This is a genomic window from Sphaerotilus sp. (assembly GCF_034519685.1).
Taxonomy (GTDB): domain Bacteria; phylum Pseudomonadota; class Gammaproteobacteria; order Burkholderiales; family Burkholderiaceae_C; genus Sphaerotilus.
On the sequence record NZ_JAXHOF010000002.1, the window covers coordinates 1 to 20297 of the forward strand.

Genomic DNA, 20297 nt, shown 5'->3' on the forward strand with positions numbered 1-20297 from the left:
TTGATGGCGTCATGCGAGAAATGCGGGTGATGGTCGGCGAAGTAGGTTTGGGTATAGTTGGTCTGGGTGGAGATCAGAAACTGACAGTAGTCGCGTCTTGTCGGCTTCATCATGGCTCCTGTTGAGTTGAGGCAAGCCAATTGTAGGCATATTTAATGAATCCGAACAGCCAGTTGAAACAAGATATTTCAGTGCACATCGGGTGCCGGATCAATCCATGGATCAGAATATGGCACTCAAAACTCAGTTGAGTTTGAAAGTTTCTTTTGCGTAAGTCCTATGAAACATCAGTAATTTCCCTCGAAGGCTATGAAGACATGAAGCCGGGTGGATGGGAAGATTATCCGCTTGATGAACTTGCAATCCGGGAGGAGCGCCGTGCAGCTATCGATGTCGTTCGTCGGTTGGTCGCAGGTAGATTTCGCCTTGACCCTGACTTCCAGCGAGACTTTGTTTGGGAAATTGACAAACAGAGCCGTCTGATTGAGTCGGTTCTAATGCGTATTCCATTGCCAGTCTTTTATGTTGCTGAGGATACGGCTGGTTTACTGATAGTGGTTGATGGTCGCCAACGGCTCACAACTTTACAAAGGTTTCTTCAAGGGCAATTGATACTAAGTTTGCCGGATCGCCCTGAACTAAACGGTAAGAAATTTTTAGATCTTGAGCCTCGGTTACAGAATCGTGTAGAGGACTGTCAGTTGCATTTTTATATTATCGACCGGACAGTGCCGGAGCGCGCTCGGCTAGATATTTTTGAGCGAGTGAACGGGGGGGAGGTGTTGACTCGGCAGCAAATGAGAAATGCAATTTATAGCGGAAGCGCTACAAATTTCTTAAAAACCGAAGCAGAATCTGATTTATTTAAGGAGGCGACTGGGGGTAGTCTTAATTCCAAGAAGATGCAAGATCGAGAGTTTGTGAATAGATTTTGTTCATTTAGCCTGCTGCCTTTTGATAGTTATAAGGGTGATATGGATGATTGGTTGGCGCGTGGGCTCGTCCGCCTTTCAAAAATGAGTGCGCTTGAACTGGATTCCCTGCGAACCAAGTTTCGGCTTGGGCTTGAAAACAACCTTGTGGTATTCGGTCGGCATGCATTTAGAAAGCATAGGCAGCCATTGCAGGCGCGTAGCATTTTAAATGCGTCACTTTTTGATGCAATGATGGCCGAGATGTCTGTTCGCGACTTACTCAGTGTTTCTGAAAAGGCTGAGGATCTACGTCAAGCTTTTTATAGTCAAATGGAGAATCCTGTTTTTACAAAGGCTATAACTTATGGTCCAAATAGTCCAAAAGAGGTTCGGGCTAGATTTAAAATAGCTGGGGAGATTTTTAAGGAGGTGTTTGATGCTTGATATATTGCATCTTGCTAGCTTCAAATGTTTTGAAGCAATTGATTTGCCGCTTGGGCCGTTGACAGTGCTTTCAGGTATCAATGGGGGTGGAAAATCATCAGTTATTCAATCCCTTGTATTGCTGTCGCAAACCCTGGCCGAGCGTGAGTGGTCCCGATCACTTGTGTTAAACGGTTCTAGTCTTACTTTAGGGGGGGGCATCAGATGTTATAAATCAAGCTACAGGGCGCAGGCAACTCGCAATTGGTGCGACATCGGGGAGTCGTAAGGTTGTGTGGTCATTTCAGGCTCCAGACCGTCGCTCAATGGCGCTCGAACTTGCTGATGTCTACGTAAACGGGCAAGCCATTGACTTGACTGGGGAGATTCGGTGGCTACTTCCAGTTACGCAGTTAGGTGATTGCTCGGTCGTTAATCAGTTACGTCGACTAAGTTGGCTTTCAGCGGAGCGAATGGGGCCACGGGAATTGCTCCCTTTGCTTGATGAGCAACACCATCGCCAAGTTGGGATGCGGGGAGAGCTGGCGGCGGGCCTATTGTATTGGCAAGAATCAGAACCTGTTGCGCAGCAACTCCTTATTCAAGACGAGCCAATAACGTTATTTCATCAGGTACGTGCTTGGATGCGTCACTTCTTTCCCGGTTGTGACTTGCAAATTTTACCGATTGAGGGTGCGAGTGTAATTAGTCTTCGGCTACGGTCTGATTCGAAATCGGATTTTCAGCGACCGCAAAATGTTGGTTTCGGTTTGACGCAACTTTTCCCCATACTTGTCGAAGTATTGTCCTCAAGGTCGGGTGATATGGTCATAGTAGAAAATCCGGAGGTGCATCTTCATCCTCGGGCGCAGCAAGAAATTGGAGTGCTCCTCGCAAAAGTTGCTAGCACTGGCGTTCAGGTAATTGTGGAAACTCACTCCGATCACGTACTCAATGGTGTTAGGCTCGCTGTGAAGTGCGGACGAAGCGTCGATGCCGAGCAGGTAAAAATCCACTTTTTCTCTCGTGGTGAAGACAGCGCGCCGCAGCGGTTATCTCCAAAAATAGACGCCAAAGGACGGTTGGACCAATGGCCTCAAGGCTTCTTTGATCAATTCGATAAAGCACTTTCGGAACTAAGCAGCCTCAATCAAATTTGATTGTTTTTAAATTTTCATCGCTGCGTGTATAGTTGCGACAGGCTTTGTTGCACAACCCACCCCGCCGGCCGATGGTCGAGCGGTGAGGTAGGCTGACAGGATGAGCAAGCCAGCAAAGCAGAAGTACGTGACGAAGAACTGGGCGCCGTACACGAAGGCGCTGAGGGCGCGGGGCTCGCTGACGATGTGGCTGGACCGGGACATGGCGTGGCAGGCTGCGCCGGTCAGCGGCAAGCCGGGGCGACCGGCGATGTACAGCGACGCGGCGGTGCAGTGCTGCCTGACGATGAAGGTGCTGTTCGGACTGGCGCTGCGCCAGACGCAGGGGTTCGTGCAGAGCGTGCTGGGGCTGTCGGGGCTGGACTGGCAGGCACCGGACTACAGCACGATGAGCCGTACGTATTCAGCCCCCCGGTATTGACACCCGCAAAGCCCTGGGCACGCCGCGTCGAGAAGGACGCAGCGCGAGTTCGAAGATGACCTGAAGGACCGCAGGACCGAGCCTGCGGCCACGCACTCAGCCCGAGGGCACCAGCGAGGGCGCCAGACCACCGGTGAAGTGCGCCTGCATCGCCTGACGCAGATACGCCAGCGCATCACGGCCCTGGCGCTTGCAGCTCTCCACCACCGTGTAGCCCCGGGCGATGAACTCCTCGCCCCGGCGTGATCTCGTCAGCCCCGAGATCTTGCGCTTGAGCACGATGGTGCGCAGCGCCTGCTCGGCGGCGTTGTTGGTCGGCGGCACGGCCGCGTCGCTCACGAACGTCCACAGCGCCGGCCAGAGCTTGAGCACGTTGGCGCAGGTCAGTGCGGTGCGCTGGCAGGCGCCGGCGATGCCGCGCTCCAGCGCCCGGCGCACGTGGTGCTGCACCTGCGCCATCTGCGCGGCGACCTGCTGGTCCTTGCGGTGCCAGCGCCGGAACAGCACATAGCCCAGCCCCAGCAGTCGGCGCCCGATCCGTCCGGCCTGCCCCGCACGTTGACTGATGCGCGTGAAGTCCCGCAGCAGGTGCGCCCAGCACACCTGCCGCTGCGCGGCGTCCACCCAGTCGTACACCGCATAGCGGTCCGTGACCAGCTTGGCCTTCGGGCTCTCGCCCAGCATCTCCTTGGCCACGTAGCGCGCCCGCGAAGACCAGAGCTGGTACACCACCAGCTTGGGCTGCGTCACCGTCCACACCCAGTGCCGCCCCGCGCCTTCTCGCGCGTAGCTGGTCTCGTCCACATGCACCACCGGCGCTGCGGCCAGCGTCTTCACCGCCGCCTGCACCGGCTCCTTCAACGCCTGCGCCACCAGCCCGTGCGCCTGCGAGATCGCCCCCACGCTGAACCGCACCCCCAGCACCTGCGCCAGCAGATCCCGGATCTTGGGCTGCGTCAGGTGGTACGCCGTGCCCAGCAGCCCCACCAGGGCCAGCGCCCTCGGCCCGATCTGTCCGCGCGGCACCCCCGCCGGCAACACCGATGCGTGTGTCTTGCGGCAGTGCCCGCACACCCCGTGGTACAGCCGGTACTCCTGCACCTCGGCCTTCACCTGTGCCGGCACGTCGAACACCTGGTGCCGTATCGGCCGCCCCGCCGCCACCGGACCGCCACACTCGCATGCCGCAGGCGGCGGGCAGTCGTGGATCACGTCCACCTCGGACTCCGCCAGCAGCGCCCGGTACGTGCCCTTGTGCCCAGGCTGCGCGCCCCGCACCCGGCCGCTGGTCCGGCGTTGTGCCCGGTTGCCGCTGTCCCCCGGCCCGTCCGACGATGGCGGCTTCGACGAGTTGCGTGAGTTCAGCTTCTTGTCCAGCAGCGCACTGACCTGCTCGCGCAGCTTCGCCAGCTCCTGCCCCATCTGCTCGATCACCGCGTGGCATTGCTCCAGCGTCTCGGGCTTGTTCGGCACTGCGGTGGCCTCACGGCCAGGGGCTTCGGGTTGGTCCATCCCAGCACTCTCCGCCTCGCTCGCTCCGCGCGCTACCCGGACTTCACCGGCTTGACGATGTTGTCAATGCCGGGGGGCTGAATACGTACCGATGAGCCGGCGCGAGAAGCGGCTGACGGTGGAGATCACGGCGCGGCCGAGCCGGGGCGGGCTGCACCTGCTGGTGGATTCCACGGGGATCAAGATGCTGGGCGAGGGCGAGTGGAAGACCAAGAAGCACGGGGCGGAGTACCGCAGGCAGTGGCGCAAGGTTCACCTGGGGATCGACGCCGAGACGCTGGAGATCCGGGCGATCGAGGTGACGGACAACAGCGTGGGTGACGCGCCGATGCTGCCGGAGCTGCTCGGGCAGATTCCGGCAGAGGAGGTGGTGCTGTCGGTGAGCGGGGACGGGGCGTATGACACGCAGGGCTGCCACGACGCGATCGCCGAACGAGGGGCCGAGGCGGTGATACCGACGCGCAAGAACGCCCAGCCGTGGAAGGCCAAGCGGCCGGGGGCGGCGGCGCGCAACGAGATACTGCGGGCGACGAACCGGCTGGGCCGGGGGATCTGGAAGAAGTGGAGCGGCTACCACCGGCGCTCGCTGGTGGAGACGAAGATGCGCTGCTTCAAGCTGCTGGGCGAGCGGGTGATGGCGCGCACCTTCGAGCGTCAGGTGGTGGAGCTGCAGGTGCGGGCTGCGGTGCTCAACCGCTTCACCCACCTGGGCACCCCGGTGACGCAGGCTGTGGCGTAACTCCGTCTGGGGTCAGGGGAAACTCGGCTTCGGCGGAGTTGTGCAACAAAGCCCAGCCTGATCTAACGCGCCCTGACTTTCATGCCGGGCTTGCAGAAACGCCCGTTTGTTCAGCGATCTCTCAGCCCGCCCGCCCCCCCGCGTCCCTGAGAATCGGGCGCAATGAGTGACAAGTGGATCGTCCATGCCTTCGACAAGGCGCCCGAGCGTTCGCCGCGCCCGTCGGGGCGTCTGCCGTCGCCACGGCAACCGATCCGCCCGGAGGAGCGCCGGTCGCTCCACGGCGCGCTGGTCGTCTCCGTTCTGGTCCATGCGCTGCTGCTGAGCCAGTTGGTGGGCGAGGGGCAGGGGGTGCCGGGTCTTGTCCTGCCGTGGCAGGAGCGGCGGGCCGTGGTGCCCGACATCCAGACGGTGCTCGTTCCGCCGCCGCCCATGCCCGCCGCGTCCGCGCCGCCTGTGGCCGCTGTCGATGTGCAGCGTGCGTCGATCCGGTCCGCGCCCGTCGAGACACCGACCCCGAAACCGCCCGCACCACCTGCGCCACCTGCGCCACGGCCGCCCGAGCCCGAGCCTGTGGTGGCCAAGGCTCCCGCGCCCACGCCGGCGCCGCCCGCCGAGCCGGCGCGCAACACCGTGGCCGAGGCGGTTCCCGTGAACCCGCCCCCAGCCCCGCCGCCCGCCGTGGTCCCCGATCGCGCGCCGCCGCCACCGCCGAGCCCACCGCCGCCCGTGCTCGTCGCGGAGCCGACCGCCGTGCCCACCCCGGTCGTGCCGGTGGCGCCCGAGCCGCTGGCCGCGGCCAGCGCGGTTGAACCGAGCGCGTCGAGTCCCGATTCGGTGGCACTGGCGGCGCGCGAGGCCGCGCTGGAGGCGCAGCGGCAGGAGGTCGCGGCCCGCGCCGAGGCGGCGCGGCTGGAAGCCGAGCGCCAGGAAACAGCGCGGCAGGCCGCCGCGAAACTGGATGCCCAGCGGCAAGAGGCCGCACGTCAGGCCGCCGCCCGAGCCGAGACTGCGCGGCTGGAAGCCGAACGCCAGGAGGCTGCACGACAAGCTGCCGCTGCTCAACTGGAGGCCCAGCGCCAAGAGGCCGCGCGTCAGGCCGCCGCCCGTGCCGAGGCTGCGCGACTGGAAGCCGAACGCCAGGAAGCGGCGCGACAAGCCGCCGCCAGACTGGACGCCCAGCGGCAAGAGGCCGCACGTCAGGCCGCCGCCCGAGCCGAGGCAGCCCGGCTCGAAGCCGAACGCCAGGAAGCCGCACGACAAGCCGCCGCGCAACTGGAGGCCGAGCGCCAGGAAGCCGCCCGCAAGGCCGCGGCCCAGCAGGAAGCGGCGGCCAAGCGTGAAGCCGTGCTCCGCGCCATCGGCCGCCAGCTCGACGAGGAGCGCGCCCGCCGCGACGCCGCCGCGAACGCCACCCCCAGCCCGTCCAGCGCGCTCCCCCTGTCGCTGAGCACCGCCCGCCGCGCCCGCCTCTTCGGCCACACCGACCCCAACGCCGACCTCGTCGCCTACGCCCAGGCGTGGGCGCTGAAGATCCAGCTCAACACCTTGCCCGACAAGGTCCGCGACGTCGCCCGGCGCCCCCACACGCCGGCCACCGTGACCGTGGCCCTGCGCCGCGACGGCTCGGTGGAGTCGGTGACCTTCGTGGTGTCCAGCGGCGTGGCAGAGATCGACGACGCCATCCGGCGCATCGTCGACACCCAGCGCCCCTACCCGGCGTTCTCGCCCAACCTGGCCCGCGAATTCGACGTGATCGAGATCCGCCGGACCTGGTATTTCGACTCGGCGGTCCGGCTGCACTGACGCCCGGGTTTCCATGCATCTTGCGCATAACCCCCGCGCTTGCCGGCATGAACCCGGCTTTCTCCCCGCTCTCTTCGGAAAACACGCATGCGTCTCCCGGCCGGGCGCAGTAATCTCCGCTCCCTTTTGAAACACCGGCGCAACCGCCGGACCCCCAGGAGCGCCCCGATGACCCAGCCCTTGTCCCCCGCCGAACTGGCTTTGCGTGAAGCTGCGCTGGAGTACCACCGCGCACCAGTACGGGGCAAGATCGCCGTCACGCCGCTCAAGCCGCTGATGAACCAGCGCGACCTGTCGCTGGCGTACTCGCCGGGGGTGGCCTATCCGTGTCTGGCCATCGAGAAAGACCCGTCGCTCGCTGCCGAATACACCTCGCGCGCCAACCTCGTCGGCGTCGTGACCAACGGCACCGCCGTGCTGGGCCTCGGCGACATCGGCCCGCTGGCATCCAAGCCGGTGATGGAGGGCAAGGGCTGCCTGTTCAAGAAGTTCGCCGGCATCGACGTGTTCGACATCGAACTCGCCGAGCGCGACCCGGACAAGCTGGTCGAGATCATCGCCGCGCTGGAGCCCACGCTCGGCGGCATCAACCTCGAAGACATCAAGGCGCCCGAGTGCTTCTACATCGAGAAGAAGCTGCGCGAGCGCATGAAGATCCCCGTGTTCCACGACGACCAGCACGGCACGGCCATCATCTCCGGCGCGGCGCTGCTGAACGGCCTGGAGCTGGTCGGCAAGGCGATCGGTGACGTGCGGCTGGTGGTGTCGGGCGCGGGCGCGGCGGCGATCGCCTGCCTGGACCTGATGGTGGGTCTGGGCGTGAAGATCGAGAACATCTTCGTCTGCGACTCCAAGGGCGTGATCCGCGCCGGTCGCGGCGACAAGCTCGACGAGTCCAAGCAGCGCTACTGCCAGCAGACCGAGCTGAAGACGCTGGCCGAGGTCATCGTCGGCGCCGACGTGTTCCTGGGCTGCTCGGCGGCGGGCGTGATGACGGGCGAGATGGTCGCCAGCATGGGCACGCAGCCGATCATCCTGGCGCTGGCCAACCCGGAGCCGGAGATCCGCCCCGAGATCGCCAAGGCCGCCCGGCCGGACTGCATCATCGCCACCGGCCGCTCGGACTACCCGAACCAGGTCAACAACGTCCTGTGCTTCCCCTACATCTTCCGCGGCGCGCTGGACTGCGGCGCTACCAAGATCACCGAGGCGATGAAGCTGGCCTGCGTGCGCGAGATCGCCGCGCTGGCCAAAGAAGAGACCAGCGATGAAGTCGCGGCGGCCTATGCCGGGCAGGAGCTGCAGTTCGGCCCCGAGTACCTGATCCCGAAGCCGTTCGACGCGCGCCTGATCCTGCGCATCGCGCCGGCGGTGGCCGAGGCGGCGGTCGAGTCCGGCGTCGCCGAGCGTCCGATCGCCGACATGGCCGCCTACCGCGAGTCGCTGACCCGCTACGTCTACCAGACCGGCATGTTCATGCGCCCGGTGTTCGCCGCGGCCAAGCGCAACCCGGCCCGCGTCGTCTACGCCGAGGGCGAGGACGAGCGCGTGCTGCGCGCGGTGCAGGCGGTGCTGACCGAAGGCATGGCGCAGCCGATCCTGGTGGGCCGGCCGGCGGTGATCGCCGCGCGCATCGAGCGGGCCGGCCTGCGGCTGAAGCCGGGGGTGGATTTCGAGGTGGTGAACCCCGAGGACGACGCACGCTTCCGCGCCTGCTGGGAGGAATACCACCGCCTGATGAAGCGCGACGGCGTGTCGGTGGAGGCGGCCAAGGCGGCGGTGCGGCGCTCGACGACGCTGATCGCGACCATGCTGCTCAAGCTCGGCCATGCCGACGCGATGCTGTGCGGCCTGCACGGGCGCTACGACACGCATTTCGAGTACGTGAAGAACGTCATCGGCCAGAAGCCGGGCGCCAAGGTGTTCGCCACGATGAACGCGCTGATGCTCGACGAGCACAACCTGTTCATCACCGACACCTACATCAACGACCAGCCCAGCGCCGAGGAGCTGGCAGAGATCGCGCTGATGGCTGCCGAGGAAGTGCGCCGCTTCGGAGTGCCGCCGAAGGTGGCCTTCCTGTCGCACTCGATGTATGGCACCTCGTCGCGGCCCTCGGCCAAGCGCATGCGCGCGGCGCGGGATCTGTTCGTGGCCCGCGCACCCGAGATCGAGTGCGACGGCGAGATGCACGGCGACGCCGCGCTGTCGGAGACGATCCGCCGCAACATCCTGCCGGACTCGACGCTGACGGGGGCGGCCAACGTGCTGGTGCTGCCCAACATCGATGCAGCCAACATCCTGTTCAACGTCCTGAAGGTGACGGCGGGCAAGGGCGTGACGGTCGGCCCGATCCTGCTGGGCGCGGCGGCACCGGTGCACATCCTGTCGCCGTCGGCGTCGATGCGCCGGGTGGTGAACATGACGGCGCTGGCCGTGGCGGACGCGGCGGCGGCGGAATCCCGGCGTTCTTCGTAACCACCTTGTTCTATTCGGCGGTCAATAATCCAGCGGTTGTTTTTCAGATCCTTCAGGAGACCGCCCCATGCCCCGCAATACCAAGATCGTCGCCACCCTCGGCCCTGCATCATCCGACCCGGCCGTGCTGGAGCGGCTGATCCGGGCCGGTGTCGACGTGGTACGGCTGAACTTCAGCCACGGCAAGGCGCAGGACCACATCGACCGCGCCACCCTCGTGCGCGAGGTGGCGTCCCGCGTCGGCAAGCCGGTGGCCATCATGGCCGACCTGCAGGGCCCGAAGATCCGCGTCGGCAAGTTCGCCGAAGGCAAGGTGATGCTGGAGAACGGCGCGAAGTTCGTGCTGGACGCGGCGCGCACCGAGCTGGGCGACCTCGGCGGCGTGGGCCTGGACTACAAGGAGCTGCCGCGTGACGTGCGCCCCGGCGACACGCTGCTGCTCAACGACGGCCTGATCGTGCTGGTGGTCGAGTCGGTCAAGGGCGAGCGGGTCAACACCGTCGTCAAGATCGGCGGCGAGCTGTCCAACAACAAGGGCATCAACAAGCAGGGCGGCGGCCTGACCGCCCCCGCGCTGACCTCCAAGGACATGGAGGACATCAAGACGGCGATGTCCTTCCAGTGCGAATACCTGGCGGTCAGCTTCCCCAAGAGCGCCATCGACATGGAAATGGCGCGCCAGCTGGCCAACGTGGCCGGCGAGCCGTGGCGCCACAAGCCCGGCATGATCGCCAAGATCGAGCGCACGGAAGCCATTCCGCAGCTCGAAGCCATCATGAAGGCCAGCGACGGCATCATGGTCGCCCGCGGTGACCTGGCCGTGGAAGTGGGCAACGCGGCGGTGCCGGCGCTGCAGAAACGCATGATCCGCATGGCGCGCTCGATGGACAAGGTCGCCATCACCGCCACGCAGATGATGGAGTCGATGATCCAGAACCCGGTGCCGACCCGCGCCGAGGTGTCGGACGTGGCCAATGCGGTGCTGGACGGCACCGACGCGGTGATGCTGTCGGCCGAGACCGCCGCCGGCAAGTACCCGGTGGAGACCGTCGAGCAGATGGTGGCCATCGCGCTGGCTGCCGAGGCCGCGGAAGAGGTCAAGCTCGACGCTGACTTCACCAACAAGACCTTCGCCCGCATCGACCAGTCGATCGCGATGGGCGCGCTGTTCACGGCGCACCACCTGGGCTGCAAGGCGATCCTGGCGCTGACCGAGTCGGGCTCGACGGCGCTCTGGATGAGCCGCTACAAGACCGACGTGCCGATCTACGCGCTGACCACGCAGGTGCTGTCGGAGCGCAAGATGGCGCTGTACCGCAATGTGCGCCCGATCCTGATGGCCAAGTTCGACGACCGCGACACCGCGCTGGCGGCGGCCGAGCAGCTGCTGGTCGACCGTGGTGTGCTCAAGCCGGGTGACACCTACGCCATCACCTGCGGCGAGCCGATGGGCTACCCGGGCGGCACCAACATGCTGAAGGTTTGCCGGGTCGGGTGAGGTCTGCCGGGCCGGGGCTGCGTACCCGGCTGTAACGCAGGCGTGATCCTGCGCAAAATTGGCACGCCCCCCGCCTCCGTGGGGCAGATATAAGGGGAAATCACAGGGCTGTTGTCCGCCTCGACCTTAGAATCCCAGGAGTTACACAGCGGTTTCAGCGGCCGCTGCTGCAGGTTCTTGTCCTCCTGTCTCCTGTCACTTTCTGAGGTTCCCCCATGCTCGTCTCCATGCGCCAACTGCTGGACCACGCCGCCGAAAACGGCTATGGCATCCCGGCCTTCAACGTCAACAACCTCGAACAGGTCCAGGCCGTGATGGCCGCGGCCGACGCGGTGGGTGCGCCGGTGATCCTGCAGGCCTCGGCCGGTGCCCGCAAGTACGCCGGCGAAGCCTTCATCAAGCACCTGATCCTGGCCGCCGCCGAAGCCTATCCGCACATCCCGCTGGTGATGCACCAGGACCATGGCACCAGCCCGAAGATCTGTGCCGGCGCGCTGGACCTGGGCTTCGGCTCGGTGATGATGGACGGCTCGCTGCGCGACGACGGCAAGACGCCCGCCGACTTCGGCTACAACGTGGACGTGACCCAGCAGGTCGTCGCGATGGCCCACAAGATCGGCGCCACCGTGGAAGGTGAGCTGGGCTGCCTGGGCTCGCTTGAAACCGGTGAAGCCGGCGAGGAAGACGGCGTCGGCGCCGTCGGCAAGCTCGACCACAGCCAGATGCTGACCGACCCGGAAGAGGCGGCCCAGTTCGTCAAGGCCACGCAGCTCGACGCGCTGGCGATTGCCATCGGCACCAGCCACGGCGCCTACAAGTTCACCCGTCCGCCCACCGGCGACGTGCTGGCGATCTCGCGTGTCAAGGAAATCCACGCCCGCATCCCCAACACCCACCTGGTGATGCACGGCTCGTCGTCGGTGCCGCAGGAACTGCTGGCCATCATCAACCAGTACGGCGGCAAGATGAAGGAAACCTACGGCGTGCCCATCGCCGAGATCCAGGAAGCCATCAAGCACGGCGTGCGCAAGATCAACATCGACACCGACATCCGCCTGGCGATGACCGGCGCGGTGCGCAAGTTCCACGCCGAGAACCCGGACAAGTTCGACGCTCGCGAGTGGCTCAAGCCCGCCCGCGAAGCGGCCATGGCGATCTGCAAGCAGCGCTACATGGAGTTCGGCTGCGAAGGCCAGGCCGGCAAGATCAAGCCGATCTCGCTGTCGGTGATGGCCGAGATGTACAGCCGCGGCGAGCTGGCACAGCGGGTACTCTGAGTGTCAGTTCTGATGCGGCAGTCCTGAGCTGCAGCCGCTCTGCCGCACAGCGGATGTGGCACCTGTCTTCAGGTGCGCACCTGATGCGTGGGCATCAACCGTGTTTCGATACAGCGGTAACCCAGGCGCACTTCGCCGCTCGCCTGCAGGCCACGCAGTGCCTCGTTCACACGCTGGCGTGAAGCACCCACTGCGTTGGCCAGGTCCGTCTGGGTGATGCGCAGCCGCAGGCTGCCATCGCTCAGTCGCTCGCCGTTGGTTGCGCCCAGATTGGTCAGCACCGCGCGCAGTCGGTCGGTCAGCGTGCCTTGCGATTGCGCCACGATGTGGTCGAACAGTTCGGCCACGCGCACGCTCAGCATGCGTGCCACCGCCACGCCCGCTGCTGCGTCGCGGTACAGCGCGGCCACGAAGTCGGCGGTGGGAATCCACAGGGCTTCGCAAGGTCCACTGGCCTCCAGGTCGTTCTGGAACGGCAACTGTGCCAACGCCGATGCCACCCCGACGACCTCACCGGCCTCCAGCCAACGAAACAGCCGCACTTCGCCGTTCGTGCTGTTGATGAGTACGCGTATGCGCCCGCTCAGCAGCACCATCACTGCGGGCACGGCCTGCCCGCGCTGCATCACCACGGTGCCGTCGCGGTAGCGCCTGACGCGGCCGGCACTGCGCATCAGCGCGACGCAGCCAGCGGGCATGGCGTCGAAGAATGCGTGCCCGCGCTGGCCGCTGGACGGGGAAGGGATAGTCCTCTCGGTGCTCACCCGGAGATTGTCACGCATGGGTCAATTGACTGCGCCTAGCGGGCTTTCAATGCGCCACGGTAGCCGCGAATACGGCCAGTCGGCTCCATCAACCCCGAGGTGATTGACATGCGCAGATTCCACAAGTCCCTGGTGGCCACTGGCCTGGTGCTGGTTGCAGCTTCTGCCCATGCGCAAGAAGTCGTGCGTGTGCAGGACTACCCGGGGCTGGGCAACATGATGCTGCGGGTGGCGATCACCAATGGGTACTGCGACAAGCGCGGCATCAAGTGCGAAGCCAAGACCATCCCGGCCGCCCCGCTGGGCGTGCAGACCCTGCTGGCCGGCGACCTGGACGTGGCGATGGCGCCGCCCGAGGTGGTGATCCAGGCCGTCAACAAGGGGGCGGATCTGCGCATCATCGGCAATGGCGCCCGCAATTCGAACTTCTTCCTGATGGCCAGCACGGGTCTGGAAACGCCCAATGCCGCCAAAGGCTATCCGGCGGTGATGCAGGACTTCAAGGGCAAGAAGGTGGGCGTCACGGCGCGCGGCAGTGCAGCCGAATTCCAGCTCCTCGACCTGCTCAAGGGCGCCGGCATGAAAAGCGAAGACATCACCATCGTGGCGGTGGGGGCCCCCAACACGGCCTTCCCGGCCATCGCCAACAAACAGATCGATGGCCTGATGCTGTTTGCGCCGATGGATGGCTTCTGTGAGGTCAGCAAGGCTTGCCGCATCGTCGTCGATCCGCGCAAGGGCGAGGGGCCGGCCGATCTGCTGAAGCTGTCCGGCGCGGCCGTGGTGCTGGCGGTGCGTGCGGACTACACGGTCAAGAACACCAAGGCCCTGGACGCGCTAGCCGGTGCGCTGCGCGAAGCCGAGGCCTTCATCCAGGCACCGGCCAACTATGCCGCCGTGTTCAAGATCGCCCAGGAAACCGGCAAGATCAACATCCCCAGCGGGGACCAGATCCTGGACTTCTCGCTGCGCACGGGTCTTCCGAGCTACCGCTTCGCGCTGGAGCCCGCCGCGCTGCAGCATGCGGCCGACTACCTGCACCGCACCGGGCAGGTCGACAAGCTCGTGGACACGGCGCGCTTGCTGCAGTTGCGCTGATCATGACCACGGAATCCGGTATTGCCGTTGATGGCCTCAGCCTGCGCTTTGGTGCGGGCAGTCCGGTGCTGTCGGAGGTGTCTCTGCACGTGGCCGAAGGCGAGTTCGTCTCGCTGGTGGGCCCCAGTGGCTGTGGCAAGACGACCTTGCTGAACCTGTGTGCCGGGCTGGTGCCGCACAACGGCACCGGCACCGTGCGCGTGGGGGGGCGTGCGCCGGTGGAGGGCGATCCGCGCATCGGCTACATGCTGGCGCGTGACAGCCTGCTGCCTTGGCGCACTGCCCTGGAGAACGCCGCTTTTGGTCTGAGTGTGCGGGGGGTGCCGGCAGCGGAATGCTTGCAGCGCGCCCGAGCCATGCTGGCCGAGGTGGGCCTGGCAGGCTTTGAGGAGGTGCTGCCCAAGGCCTTGTCGCACGGCATGCGCCAGCGCACGGCGCTGGCCCGCACCTTCGCCATGGACAGCACGGTGCTGCTGATGGACGAACCCTTTGGTGCACTCGACGCCCAGACCAAGCTCCAGCTGGAAGACCTGTTGCTGCGCCTGTGCCAGCAGCACCGCCACACGGTGCTGTTCGTCACGCACGACCTGGCCGAGGCGGTGGCGGTGTCGGACCGCGTGGTGGTGATGTCGTCCAAGCCTGGGCGCATCGTGGCCGACGTGCCCATCACGTTGCCACGCCCGCGGTCCATCCGCGAGTTGCAGAAAGACCCGCGCTTTCATGCGCTGTATGCGCAGTTGTGGGCGCATCTGGAATCGGGATGGGTGCGCCATGAAGGCTGAGAGCCGCTGGACCGTCAGGACGCTGCTGCCGCATGCGCTGTTCATCACGGCACTGCTGGGCCTGGGTGAGCTGGCGGCCGTCAACCGCTGGATCGATCCCACTTTCTTCGGCCAGCCCAGCGGCGTGGCCAAGTTCCTGTGGGCCAACCTGGGCACGGAAAAACTGTGGGTCGATCTGGCCTGGACGCTGGCAGGCATGGGGGCGTCCTTCGTGCTGGGCAGCGTGTGCGCCTTCACCGTGGCACTGATGTTCGTGCGCTGGCCGGCGCTGGAGCAGTTCGTCGAGCCGTACTTCAGCGCCCTGAACGTGATGCCGCGCATCGCGCTGGCGCCGCTGTTCATCCTGTGGTTCGGCCTCGGGCTGGGCAGCAAGATCGCGGTGGGCTTTTCGCTCAGCTTCTTCATCGTCCTGTCGGCCACCGTGGCTGGCATACGCGGCGTCAGCCAGGACCACGTCACGCTGTGCCGCACGCTGGGTGCCCGGCCTAGCACGCTGTTCTTTCAGGTCACGCTGCCCGGCGCGGTGCCGGTCATCTTTTCCGGTCTGCGGCTGGGCCTGATCTATTCGCTCCTGGGCGTGATCGGGGCCGAGATCATCGCCAGCGAGCGCGGTCTGGGCCAGACCCTGGCGTATCTGGGATCAACCTTTGACGTCAACGGCGTCATGGCCCTGCTGCTGCTGCTGGCTGTCCTGGGCGTGCTCATCATGCGTGGCATGAACTGGCTGGAAAAGCGTCTGCTCCATTGGCAGTGACCGGTCTGGCCGTCACAGCCACCAACACCGAAACGAAGGAGTTGCCACCATGGCCAATGCCAAACCGCTGAAACTCATCAACATCGCACGCCGCTACAAGCACATCACGCCGGTGCCGCGCATGCCCAACTTCGCGGCCTGGATCGACGGCGTAGACCTCACCCAGCCGCTGTCGGCGCCGGTGCAGGCCGAACTGCGCCAGGCTCTGTTCGACTTCGAGGTCATCTTCTTTCGCCCGCAGACCATCACGCCGGAGCAACATGTGGCGCTGGCCAAGGTGTTCGGCCCCCTGTCGGGCGGGTCTTACTTCGATCGCAAGCCTGGTGCGCCGGACATGGAAATGATCGTCTCCGACCGCGAGCGACCGCCGCAGATCGACAACTGGCACACCGACATCAGCTGGAAGCCCCAGCCGCCGCTGGGCACTGCCATCCAGATCACCGTCACGCCGCCAGCGGGCGGCAACACCTGCTGGACCAGCACCAGCAAGGCCTATGACTGGCTGTCACCGGGTCTGCAGAAGTACCTGGAGGGGCTGCAAGCCGTGCACACCTGGGAACAGTCGGGCTTTCGCGAAGCACTGGGCAATCGGGGTGAAGAAGCGTTGATCGGGGCCATCCGTGCTTTCAAGCCGGTGCTGCACCCGGTGGTGAAGAAGAACCCCGACTCGGGCCGCAAGTGCATCTTCGTGAACTCGGACTTCACGCGCAACATCGTCGACGTGGACCGCCACGAGGCGCGTGGCATGCTGCAATTCCTGCTGGAGTGGCTGAAGAAGCCCGAGTTCATGGTGCACCACCAGTGGACCGCAGGCGAGATCGCGTTGTGGGACAACCGCTCCACCCAGCACTACGCCGTCGCTGACTACTGGCCGCACCACCGGGTCAACCAGCGTGTCACCTTTGACGAGCCGGGCAGCGCACCGGCCTCGGCGGACAACGTGAATGCCAAGGTGCTGAAGGGTGAGGCGTTGCGCTGAAATGGCGGCTCGGCTCACGGACGGACTCCCCCGCCTACAATCCGGGCCGATTTCCCGTCCGTTTCTTCACGTTTCGAGCCCTCCGCCGTGACCGCTGCCCTGCACAACTCCAGCCTCCACTCCCTGCCCCTGCTTGCCCGCGGCAAGGTGCGCGACAACTACGCCGTCGGCGAGGACCGTATCCTGATGGTCGCCACCGACCGGCTCTCGGCCTTCGACGTCATCATGGGCGAGCCGATCCCGGGCAAGGGCGCGCTGCTGACGCGCGTGGCGCTGTTCTGGTTCGCGCGCCTGGGCCACATCGTGCCGAACCACCTCACCGGCGAAGACCCGCTGAGCGTGGTCGCCCCCGACGAGGTGGAACAGGTGCGGGACCGCTCGATGCTGGTCAAGCGCCTGAAGCCGCTGCCGGTCGAGGCGGTGGTGCGCGGCTACCTGGCCGGCAGCGGCTGGAAGGAATACCAGGAGAGCCAGTCGGTCTGCGGTGTGGCATTGCCGGCCGGTCTGACCAACGCGGCCAAGCTGCCGGCGCCGATCTTCACGCCGGCCACCAAGGCCGATGTGGGCGACCACGACGAGAACATTGCCTTCGAGCGCATGGTCGAGATCATCGGCTTGGACCTCGCCACCCGCGTGCGCGACGTGTCGATCCAGCTCTACCAGGCTGCCGCCGATTTTGCGCTGACCCGCGGCATCATCATCGCCGACACCAAATTCGAGTTCGGCCTCGACGAGCAGGGCACGCTGACGCTGATGGACGAGGTGCTGACGCCCGATTCCTCGCGCTACTGGCCGGTCGAGCAGTACGACGCCGCGCTGGCCGCGGGCGCGAACCCGCCGAGCTTCGACAAGCAGTACCTGCGCGACTGGCTGGAAACGGCTCAGGTCGACGGCCAGCCCTGGGGCAAGACGGCGCCTGCGCCCGCACTGCCGGACGAGGTCATCGCCCACACCACGGCCAAGTACCAGGAGGCGCTGGACCGTCTGATGCGGACGTGAGCGCGGCACGGGCTGCGGCAGGTCTGCCGTGAACCGGCTGCTTCTGGCGCTCGACGACGCGATGGCGCAGCGGCGGGCGCCGCGCGCGCTGCTGTTCCTGCGGGCCGAGCGGGCGGTCGTGCTGGCCCGGCTGGGCGAGACGGGCCGTGCGCGCAGCGAGATCGCCTGCCTGCGGGCCAGTGACGCGGCGCGCAGCTATCCCTCGCTGGAACCCTGGCTCTGTCTGGCGGAAGGGCTGGCCGATTTCTACGCCGACCTGGCCAGCCGTGCCCGCGACCGGGTGCGCCGTGCGCTGGCGCTGGCCCGCTCGACCCGCAGCACCCGCGCCTTGCCGCTGGCGGCCGCCTGGATGGCCCATCTGGACTTCCATGCCCGCGACGATGCGTCAGCCGTTGCGCACCTGGTGCTGGCGCTCGACACCGCACGGGGCGACCACCACAGCGCGCGTTCCCGGCTCTGTCTGGTGCTGGCCGGCATGCTGCATTACGCCGGAGCCGAGGAGCGCGCCCAGCCCTGGTACAGCCAGGCCCGGGTCCACGCCCAGGCCGAGGGGGACGGGGCGGCGCTCAGCTCGATCATGTACAACATGGCGCTGCTGCGGGTGGTCGAGGTGCGCCTGACGGCCGCCTTCGGCGCGCGCACCGATGCCGCCGCGCTGCGCCGGGCGATGCTGGGCACGGAGTCGTCCATCTTCCTGGACCGCAGCGTCAGCACCCGCGCCCTGAGCCACCACCCACCGATGCAGCATGCCCAGCTGCTGATGCTGTCCGGCGCCTTCACCGAGGCACTGGCCTTGTACGAAGCCCACACGGCACAGGCGGTGGCCGAAGGGCTGACCTCCTGCGAAGCGCTCTTCCTGGCCGACCAGGCGTGGTGCCTGGCCGAGCTGGGCCGCAGTGACGAGGCGCTGTCCCGGTCGCGCCTGGCCGCGGCGGCCCTGCCCGCCGCCACCGAGCCGGAGGACGCCGCCATTGCCCATGCAGTGCTGGCGCAGGTCCAGACGCGGCTGGGGCTGTCCGAGTCGGCACGTTGCCACGCCCAGGCAGCCGAGCGCCACCACACTGTCTACCGCCAGCGCACCGATGCGCTGCTGGCCCTGATCGACGCCCGTCCGGCGCTCAGAACACCGCCATGCTGAGCTTGCGGCGGTAGCTGTCGATCACCGGGTCGCCCGGCACGACCACGGCCTTGCCGGCGATCTCGACCGCGCCCTTCTTGGCTTCCGGCGCGGCCGTCTTCGGCGCCGGCTTGGCCATCAGCTCCAGGATCGCGACATAGGTCTTGCGCGCCAGGCCGTCGCTCCATCCCTTGTCGCGCATCAGGATCTCCAGCAATTCGTCCATCGCTTCCGTGAACGCCTCGCAGGCCATCAGCACCTGGGCGCGTTCGTAGCGGGCGTCGAAGTCGCGCTTGCTGGTGGCGATGGCCGCGTCGAGCGTGGCCATGTCGCGGGCGGTGGCCACGCGCTCGCAGGCGGTGATCCACAGACCGAGTGCCGCGATGCGGGTGTCCAGCATCGCCTTGGGGGCCATCGGGGCGTAGATCTGGCGGGCTTCGGTGACATGGCCGTTCTGCAGCAGCAGCTTGGCGAAGTCGAAGCGGGTCACGTCGTTGCTGGGGTCGGTGGCCAGCGCGTCCTGCAGCTTGTTCAGCGCGGCGGCGGTGTCGCCGTCCTCGATCAGGGCCTCGGCTTCTTCGGTCTCGACGGCGGCCTCGACCTCGGCCTCGCTCGGCACGTGCTTGTCGAGGAACTCGCGGATCTGTGCTTCGGGCACGGCGCCGACGAAGCCGTCGACCGGCTGGCCCTGGCTGAACATCACGCAGAACGGGATCGAGCGCACGCCGAACATCTGGCTGAGCTGGCCGGCGATCTCGGGCACCTCGTCGGCGTTGAGCTTGGCGAGCACGAAGCGGCCTTCGTAGGCGGTTTCGAGCTTTTCGAGCACCGGGCCGAGCTGCTTGCACGGGCCGCACCAGGGCGCCCAGATGTCGAGCAGCACCGGCTGCTGCATCGAGCCCTGGATCAGTTCGGCTTCGAAATTCTGGAGGGTGATATCGATCATCGGGGTGTACCTGGGGACCTGGGCCTGGGGCCTGAAAATGGGGACGAGGCGTGCGGGAAGGGGCTGCGGAGCCGGTGGCGCCTAAAATCCCGCCTTTGCCCAGCCCGGAGTCTGCCTTGAACAGCGCAACGCCCGTGGTCGGCATCGTCATGGGGTCCAACAGCGACTGGGACACCATGAAGAACGCCGCCCAGATTCTCGCCGACTTCGGCGTCCCCTTCGAAGCCCAGGTCGTCTCGGCCCACCGCATGCCCGACGACATGTTCCGCTACGCCGAGTCGGCGCGTGCGCGCGGCCTGCAGGCGATCATCGCTGGCGCCGGCGGCGCGGCCCACCTGCCGGGCATGCTCGCCGCCAAGACGCCGGTGCCCGTGCTCGGTGTGCCGGTGGCCAGCAAGCACCTGCAGGGCGTGGATTCGCTGCACTCGATCGTGCAGATGCCCAAGGGCGTGCCGGTGGCGACGTTTGCCATCGGTGTCGCCGGGGCGGCCAACGCGGCGCTGTTCGCCGTCGCGCTGCTGGCGAACCACGACGCGCGGCTGGCCGAGGCGCTCGACGCCTTCCGCGCCCGCCAGACCGAAGCGGCCCGGGCGATGACGCTCGGCCCGCTCGACAGCCAGGGCTGATGCG

At 66.0% G+C, this 20297-nt stretch carries 16 protein-coding genes and 3 pseudogenes; 15 read left to right on the forward strand and 4 right to left on the reverse strand.

Going from position 1 to position 20297, the window contains the following annotated elements; all coding sequences use genetic code 11:
• Nucleotides 1-110: pseudogene (locus U5O44_RS23110) on the reverse strand (IS701 family transposase); the annotation flags it as partial.
• Nucleotides 111-317: 207 nt separating this feature from the next.
• On the opposite strand from U5O44_RS23110, the gene U5O44_RS00500 reads away from it, so the two are divergent.
• The 3 genes and pseudogenes from U5O44_RS00500 to U5O44_RS00510 form a co-directional block, all read left to right on the forward strand.
• Complete coding sequence (locus U5O44_RS00500) at nucleotides 318-1358, forward strand: DUF262 domain-containing protein (RefSeq protein ID WP_322586509.1); 1041 nt, start codon at nucleotides 318-320, stop codon at nucleotides 1356-1358.
• A 305-nt stretch (nucleotides 1359-1663) separates the two neighbouring features.
• Entirely contained in the window at nucleotides 1664-2497 is an 834-nt protein-coding gene (locus U5O44_RS00505; protein WP_322586510.1) for an AAA family ATPase, read from the forward strand.
• A 100-nt stretch (nucleotides 2498-2597) separates the two neighbouring features.
• Nucleotides 2598-2894, forward strand: a pseudogene (locus U5O44_RS00510) (transposase); the annotation flags it as partial.
• Between the two features lie 120 nt (nucleotides 2895-3014).
• On the opposite strand, the gene tnpC reads toward U5O44_RS00510, so the two are convergent.
• Entirely contained in the window at nucleotides 3015-4430 is a 1416-nt protein-coding gene (gene tnpC, locus U5O44_RS00515; protein ID WP_322586439.1) for an IS66 family transposase, read from the reverse strand.
• Between the two features lie 82 nt (nucleotides 4431-4512).
• Between tnpC and U5O44_RS00520 the strand changes: the two are divergent.
• The 5 genes and pseudogenes from U5O44_RS00520 to fba all read left to right on the forward strand — a co-directional run.
• Nucleotides 4513-5169 (forward strand): annotated as a pseudogene (locus U5O44_RS00520) (IS5 family transposase); the annotation flags it as partial.
• Between the two features lie 162 nt (nucleotides 5170-5331).
• Complete coding sequence (locus tag U5O44_RS00525) at nucleotides 5332-6975, forward strand: TonB C-terminal domain-containing protein (RefSeq protein ID WP_322586511.1); 1644 nt, start codon at nucleotides 5332-5334, stop codon at nucleotides 6973-6975.
• Nucleotides 6976-7143: 168 nt separating this feature from the next.
• Nucleotides 7144-9453, forward strand: coding sequence for an NADP-dependent malic enzyme (locus tag U5O44_RS00530; protein WP_322586512.1), 2310 nt, complete (start codon nucleotides 7144-7146; stop codon nucleotides 9451-9453).
• A gap of 67 nt (nucleotides 9454-9520) precedes the next feature.
• On the forward strand, nucleotides 9521-10951 hold the full coding sequence (pyk, locus tag U5O44_RS00535) for a pyruvate kinase (protein WP_322586513.1): 1431 nt from the start codon (nucleotides 9521-9523) through the stop codon (nucleotides 10949-10951).
• Between the two features lie 215 nt (nucleotides 10952-11166).
• Nucleotides 11167-12228, forward strand: a complete 1062-nt coding sequence (gene fba / locus U5O44_RS00540) for a class II fructose-bisphosphate aldolase (protein WP_322586514.1) — start codon at nucleotides 11167-11169, stop codon at nucleotides 12226-12228.
• 68 nt (nucleotides 12229-12296) lie between these two features.
• On the opposite strand, the gene U5O44_RS00545 is transcribed toward fba, so the two are convergent.
• Nucleotides 12297-13010, reverse strand: coding sequence for a Crp/Fnr family transcriptional regulator (locus U5O44_RS00545; protein ID WP_322586515.1), 714 nt, complete (start codon nucleotides 13008-13010; stop codon nucleotides 12297-12299).
• Between the two features lie 90 nt (nucleotides 13011-13100).
• Here U5O44_RS00545 and U5O44_RS00550 point away from each other — a divergent pair, with 90 nt between their 5' ends.
• The 6 genes from U5O44_RS00550 to U5O44_RS00575 all read left to right on the forward strand — a co-directional run bounded on the left by U5O44_RS00550 (nucleotide 13101) and on the right by U5O44_RS00575 (nucleotide 18742).
• The gene (locus tag U5O44_RS00550) at nucleotides 13101-14090 is read left to right on the forward strand and encodes an ABC transporter substrate-binding protein (protein ID WP_322586516.1); all 990 of its coding nucleotides are present in this window, start codon (nucleotides 13101-13103) and stop codon (nucleotides 14088-14090) included.
• Nucleotides 14091-14092: 2 nt separating this feature from the next.
• Nucleotides 14093-14872 carry an ABC transporter ATP-binding protein gene (locus U5O44_RS00555; RefSeq protein WP_322586517.1) on the forward strand — a complete coding sequence of 260 codons (780 nt, stop codon included), beginning with the start codon at nucleotides 14093-14095 and terminating at the stop codon, nucleotides 14870-14872.
• Entirely contained in the window at nucleotides 14862-15626 is a 765-nt protein-coding gene (locus U5O44_RS00560) for an ABC transporter permease (RefSeq protein WP_322586518.1), read from the forward strand. Before U5O44_RS00555 ends, U5O44_RS00560 begins: the two co-directional genes overlap by 11 nt.
• 49 nt (nucleotides 15627-15675) lie before the next feature.
• On the forward strand, nucleotides 15676-16605 hold the full coding sequence (locus tag U5O44_RS00565; protein ID WP_322586519.1) for a TauD/TfdA dioxygenase family protein: 930 nt from the start codon (nucleotides 15676-15678) through the stop codon (nucleotides 16603-16605).
• A gap of 87 nt (nucleotides 16606-16692) precedes the next feature.
• A complete protein-coding gene (locus U5O44_RS00570; RefSeq protein ID WP_322586520.1) occupies nucleotides 16693-17604 on the forward strand; it encodes a phosphoribosylaminoimidazolesuccinocarboxamide synthase in 912 nt (303 codons plus the stop codon).
• Between the two features lie 28 nt (nucleotides 17605-17632).
• Complete coding sequence (locus U5O44_RS00575) at nucleotides 17633-18742, forward strand: hypothetical protein (RefSeq protein WP_322586521.1); 1110 nt, start codon at nucleotides 17633-17635, stop codon at nucleotides 18740-18742.
• Here the strand turns inward: U5O44_RS00575 and U5O44_RS00580 are convergent.
• The gene (locus tag U5O44_RS00580) at nucleotides 18723-19667 is read right to left on the reverse strand and encodes a tetratricopeptide repeat protein (RefSeq protein ID WP_322586522.1); all 945 of its coding nucleotides are present in this window, start codon (nucleotides 19665-19667) and stop codon (nucleotides 18723-18725) included. The genes U5O44_RS00575 and U5O44_RS00580 overlap by 20 nt on opposite strands.
• Before the next feature lie 149 nt (nucleotides 19668-19816).
• Between U5O44_RS00580 and purE the strand changes: the two genes are divergently transcribed.
• Nucleotides 19817-20293 carry a 5-(carboxyamino)imidazole ribonucleotide mutase gene (purE, locus tag U5O44_RS00585; RefSeq protein WP_322587090.1) on the forward strand — a complete coding sequence of 159 codons (477 nt, stop codon included), beginning with the start codon at nucleotides 19817-19819 and terminating at the stop codon, nucleotides 20291-20293.
• Nucleotides 20294-20297: the final 4 nt, after the last annotated feature.

What these genes read in the sequence shown, in the direction of transcription:
- U5O44_RS00500 (WP_322586509.1), top strand. Translation starts at nt 318, where the DNA reads ATGAAGCCGGGTGGATGGGAAGATTATCCGCTTGATGAACTTGCAATC.
- U5O44_RS00505 (WP_322586510.1), top strand. Translation starts at nt 1,664, where the DNA reads ATGGCGCTCGAACTTGCTGATGTCTACGTAAACGGGCAAGCCATTGAC.
- tnpC (WP_322586439.1), bottom strand. Translation starts at nt 4,430, where the DNA reads ATGGACCAACCCGAAGCCCCTGGCCGTGAGGCCACCGCAGTGCCGAAC.
- U5O44_RS00525 (WP_322586511.1), top strand. Translation starts at nt 5,332, where the DNA reads ATGAGTGACAAGTGGATCGTCCATGCCTTCGACAAGGCGCCCGAGCGT.
- U5O44_RS00530 (WP_322586512.1), top strand. Translation starts at nt 7,144, where the DNA reads ATGACCCAGCCCTTGTCCCCCGCCGAACTGGCTTTGCGTGAAGCTGCG.
- pyk (WP_322586513.1), top strand. Translation starts at nt 9,521, where the DNA reads ATGCCCCGCAATACCAAGATCGTCGCCACCCTCGGCCCTGCATCATCC.
- fba (WP_322586514.1), top strand. Translation starts at nt 11,167, where the DNA reads ATGCTCGTCTCCATGCGCCAACTGCTGGACCACGCCGCCGAAAACGGC.
- U5O44_RS00545 (WP_322586515.1), bottom strand. Translation starts at nt 13,010, where the DNA reads ATGCGTGACAATCTCCGGGTGAGCACCGAGAGGACTATCCCTTCCCCG.
- U5O44_RS00550 (WP_322586516.1), top strand. Translation starts at nt 13,101, where the DNA reads ATGCGCAGATTCCACAAGTCCCTGGTGGCCACTGGCCTGGTGCTGGTT.
- U5O44_RS00555 (WP_322586517.1), top strand. Translation starts at nt 14,093, where the DNA reads ATGACCACGGAATCCGGTATTGCCGTTGATGGCCTCAGCCTGCGCTTT.
- U5O44_RS00560 (WP_322586518.1), top strand. Translation starts at nt 14,862, where the DNA reads ATGAAGGCTGAGAGCCGCTGGACCGTCAGGACGCTGCTGCCGCATGCG.
- U5O44_RS00565 (WP_322586519.1), top strand. Translation starts at nt 15,676, where the DNA reads ATGGCCAATGCCAAACCGCTGAAACTCATCAACATCGCACGCCGCTAC.
- U5O44_RS00580 (WP_322586522.1), bottom strand. Translation starts at nt 19,667, where the DNA reads ATGATCGATATCACCCTCCAGAATTTCGAAGCCGAACTGATCCAGGGC.
- purE (WP_322587090.1), top strand. Translation starts at nt 19,817, where the DNA reads ATGGGGTCCAACAGCGACTGGGACACCATGAAGAACGCCGCCCAGATT.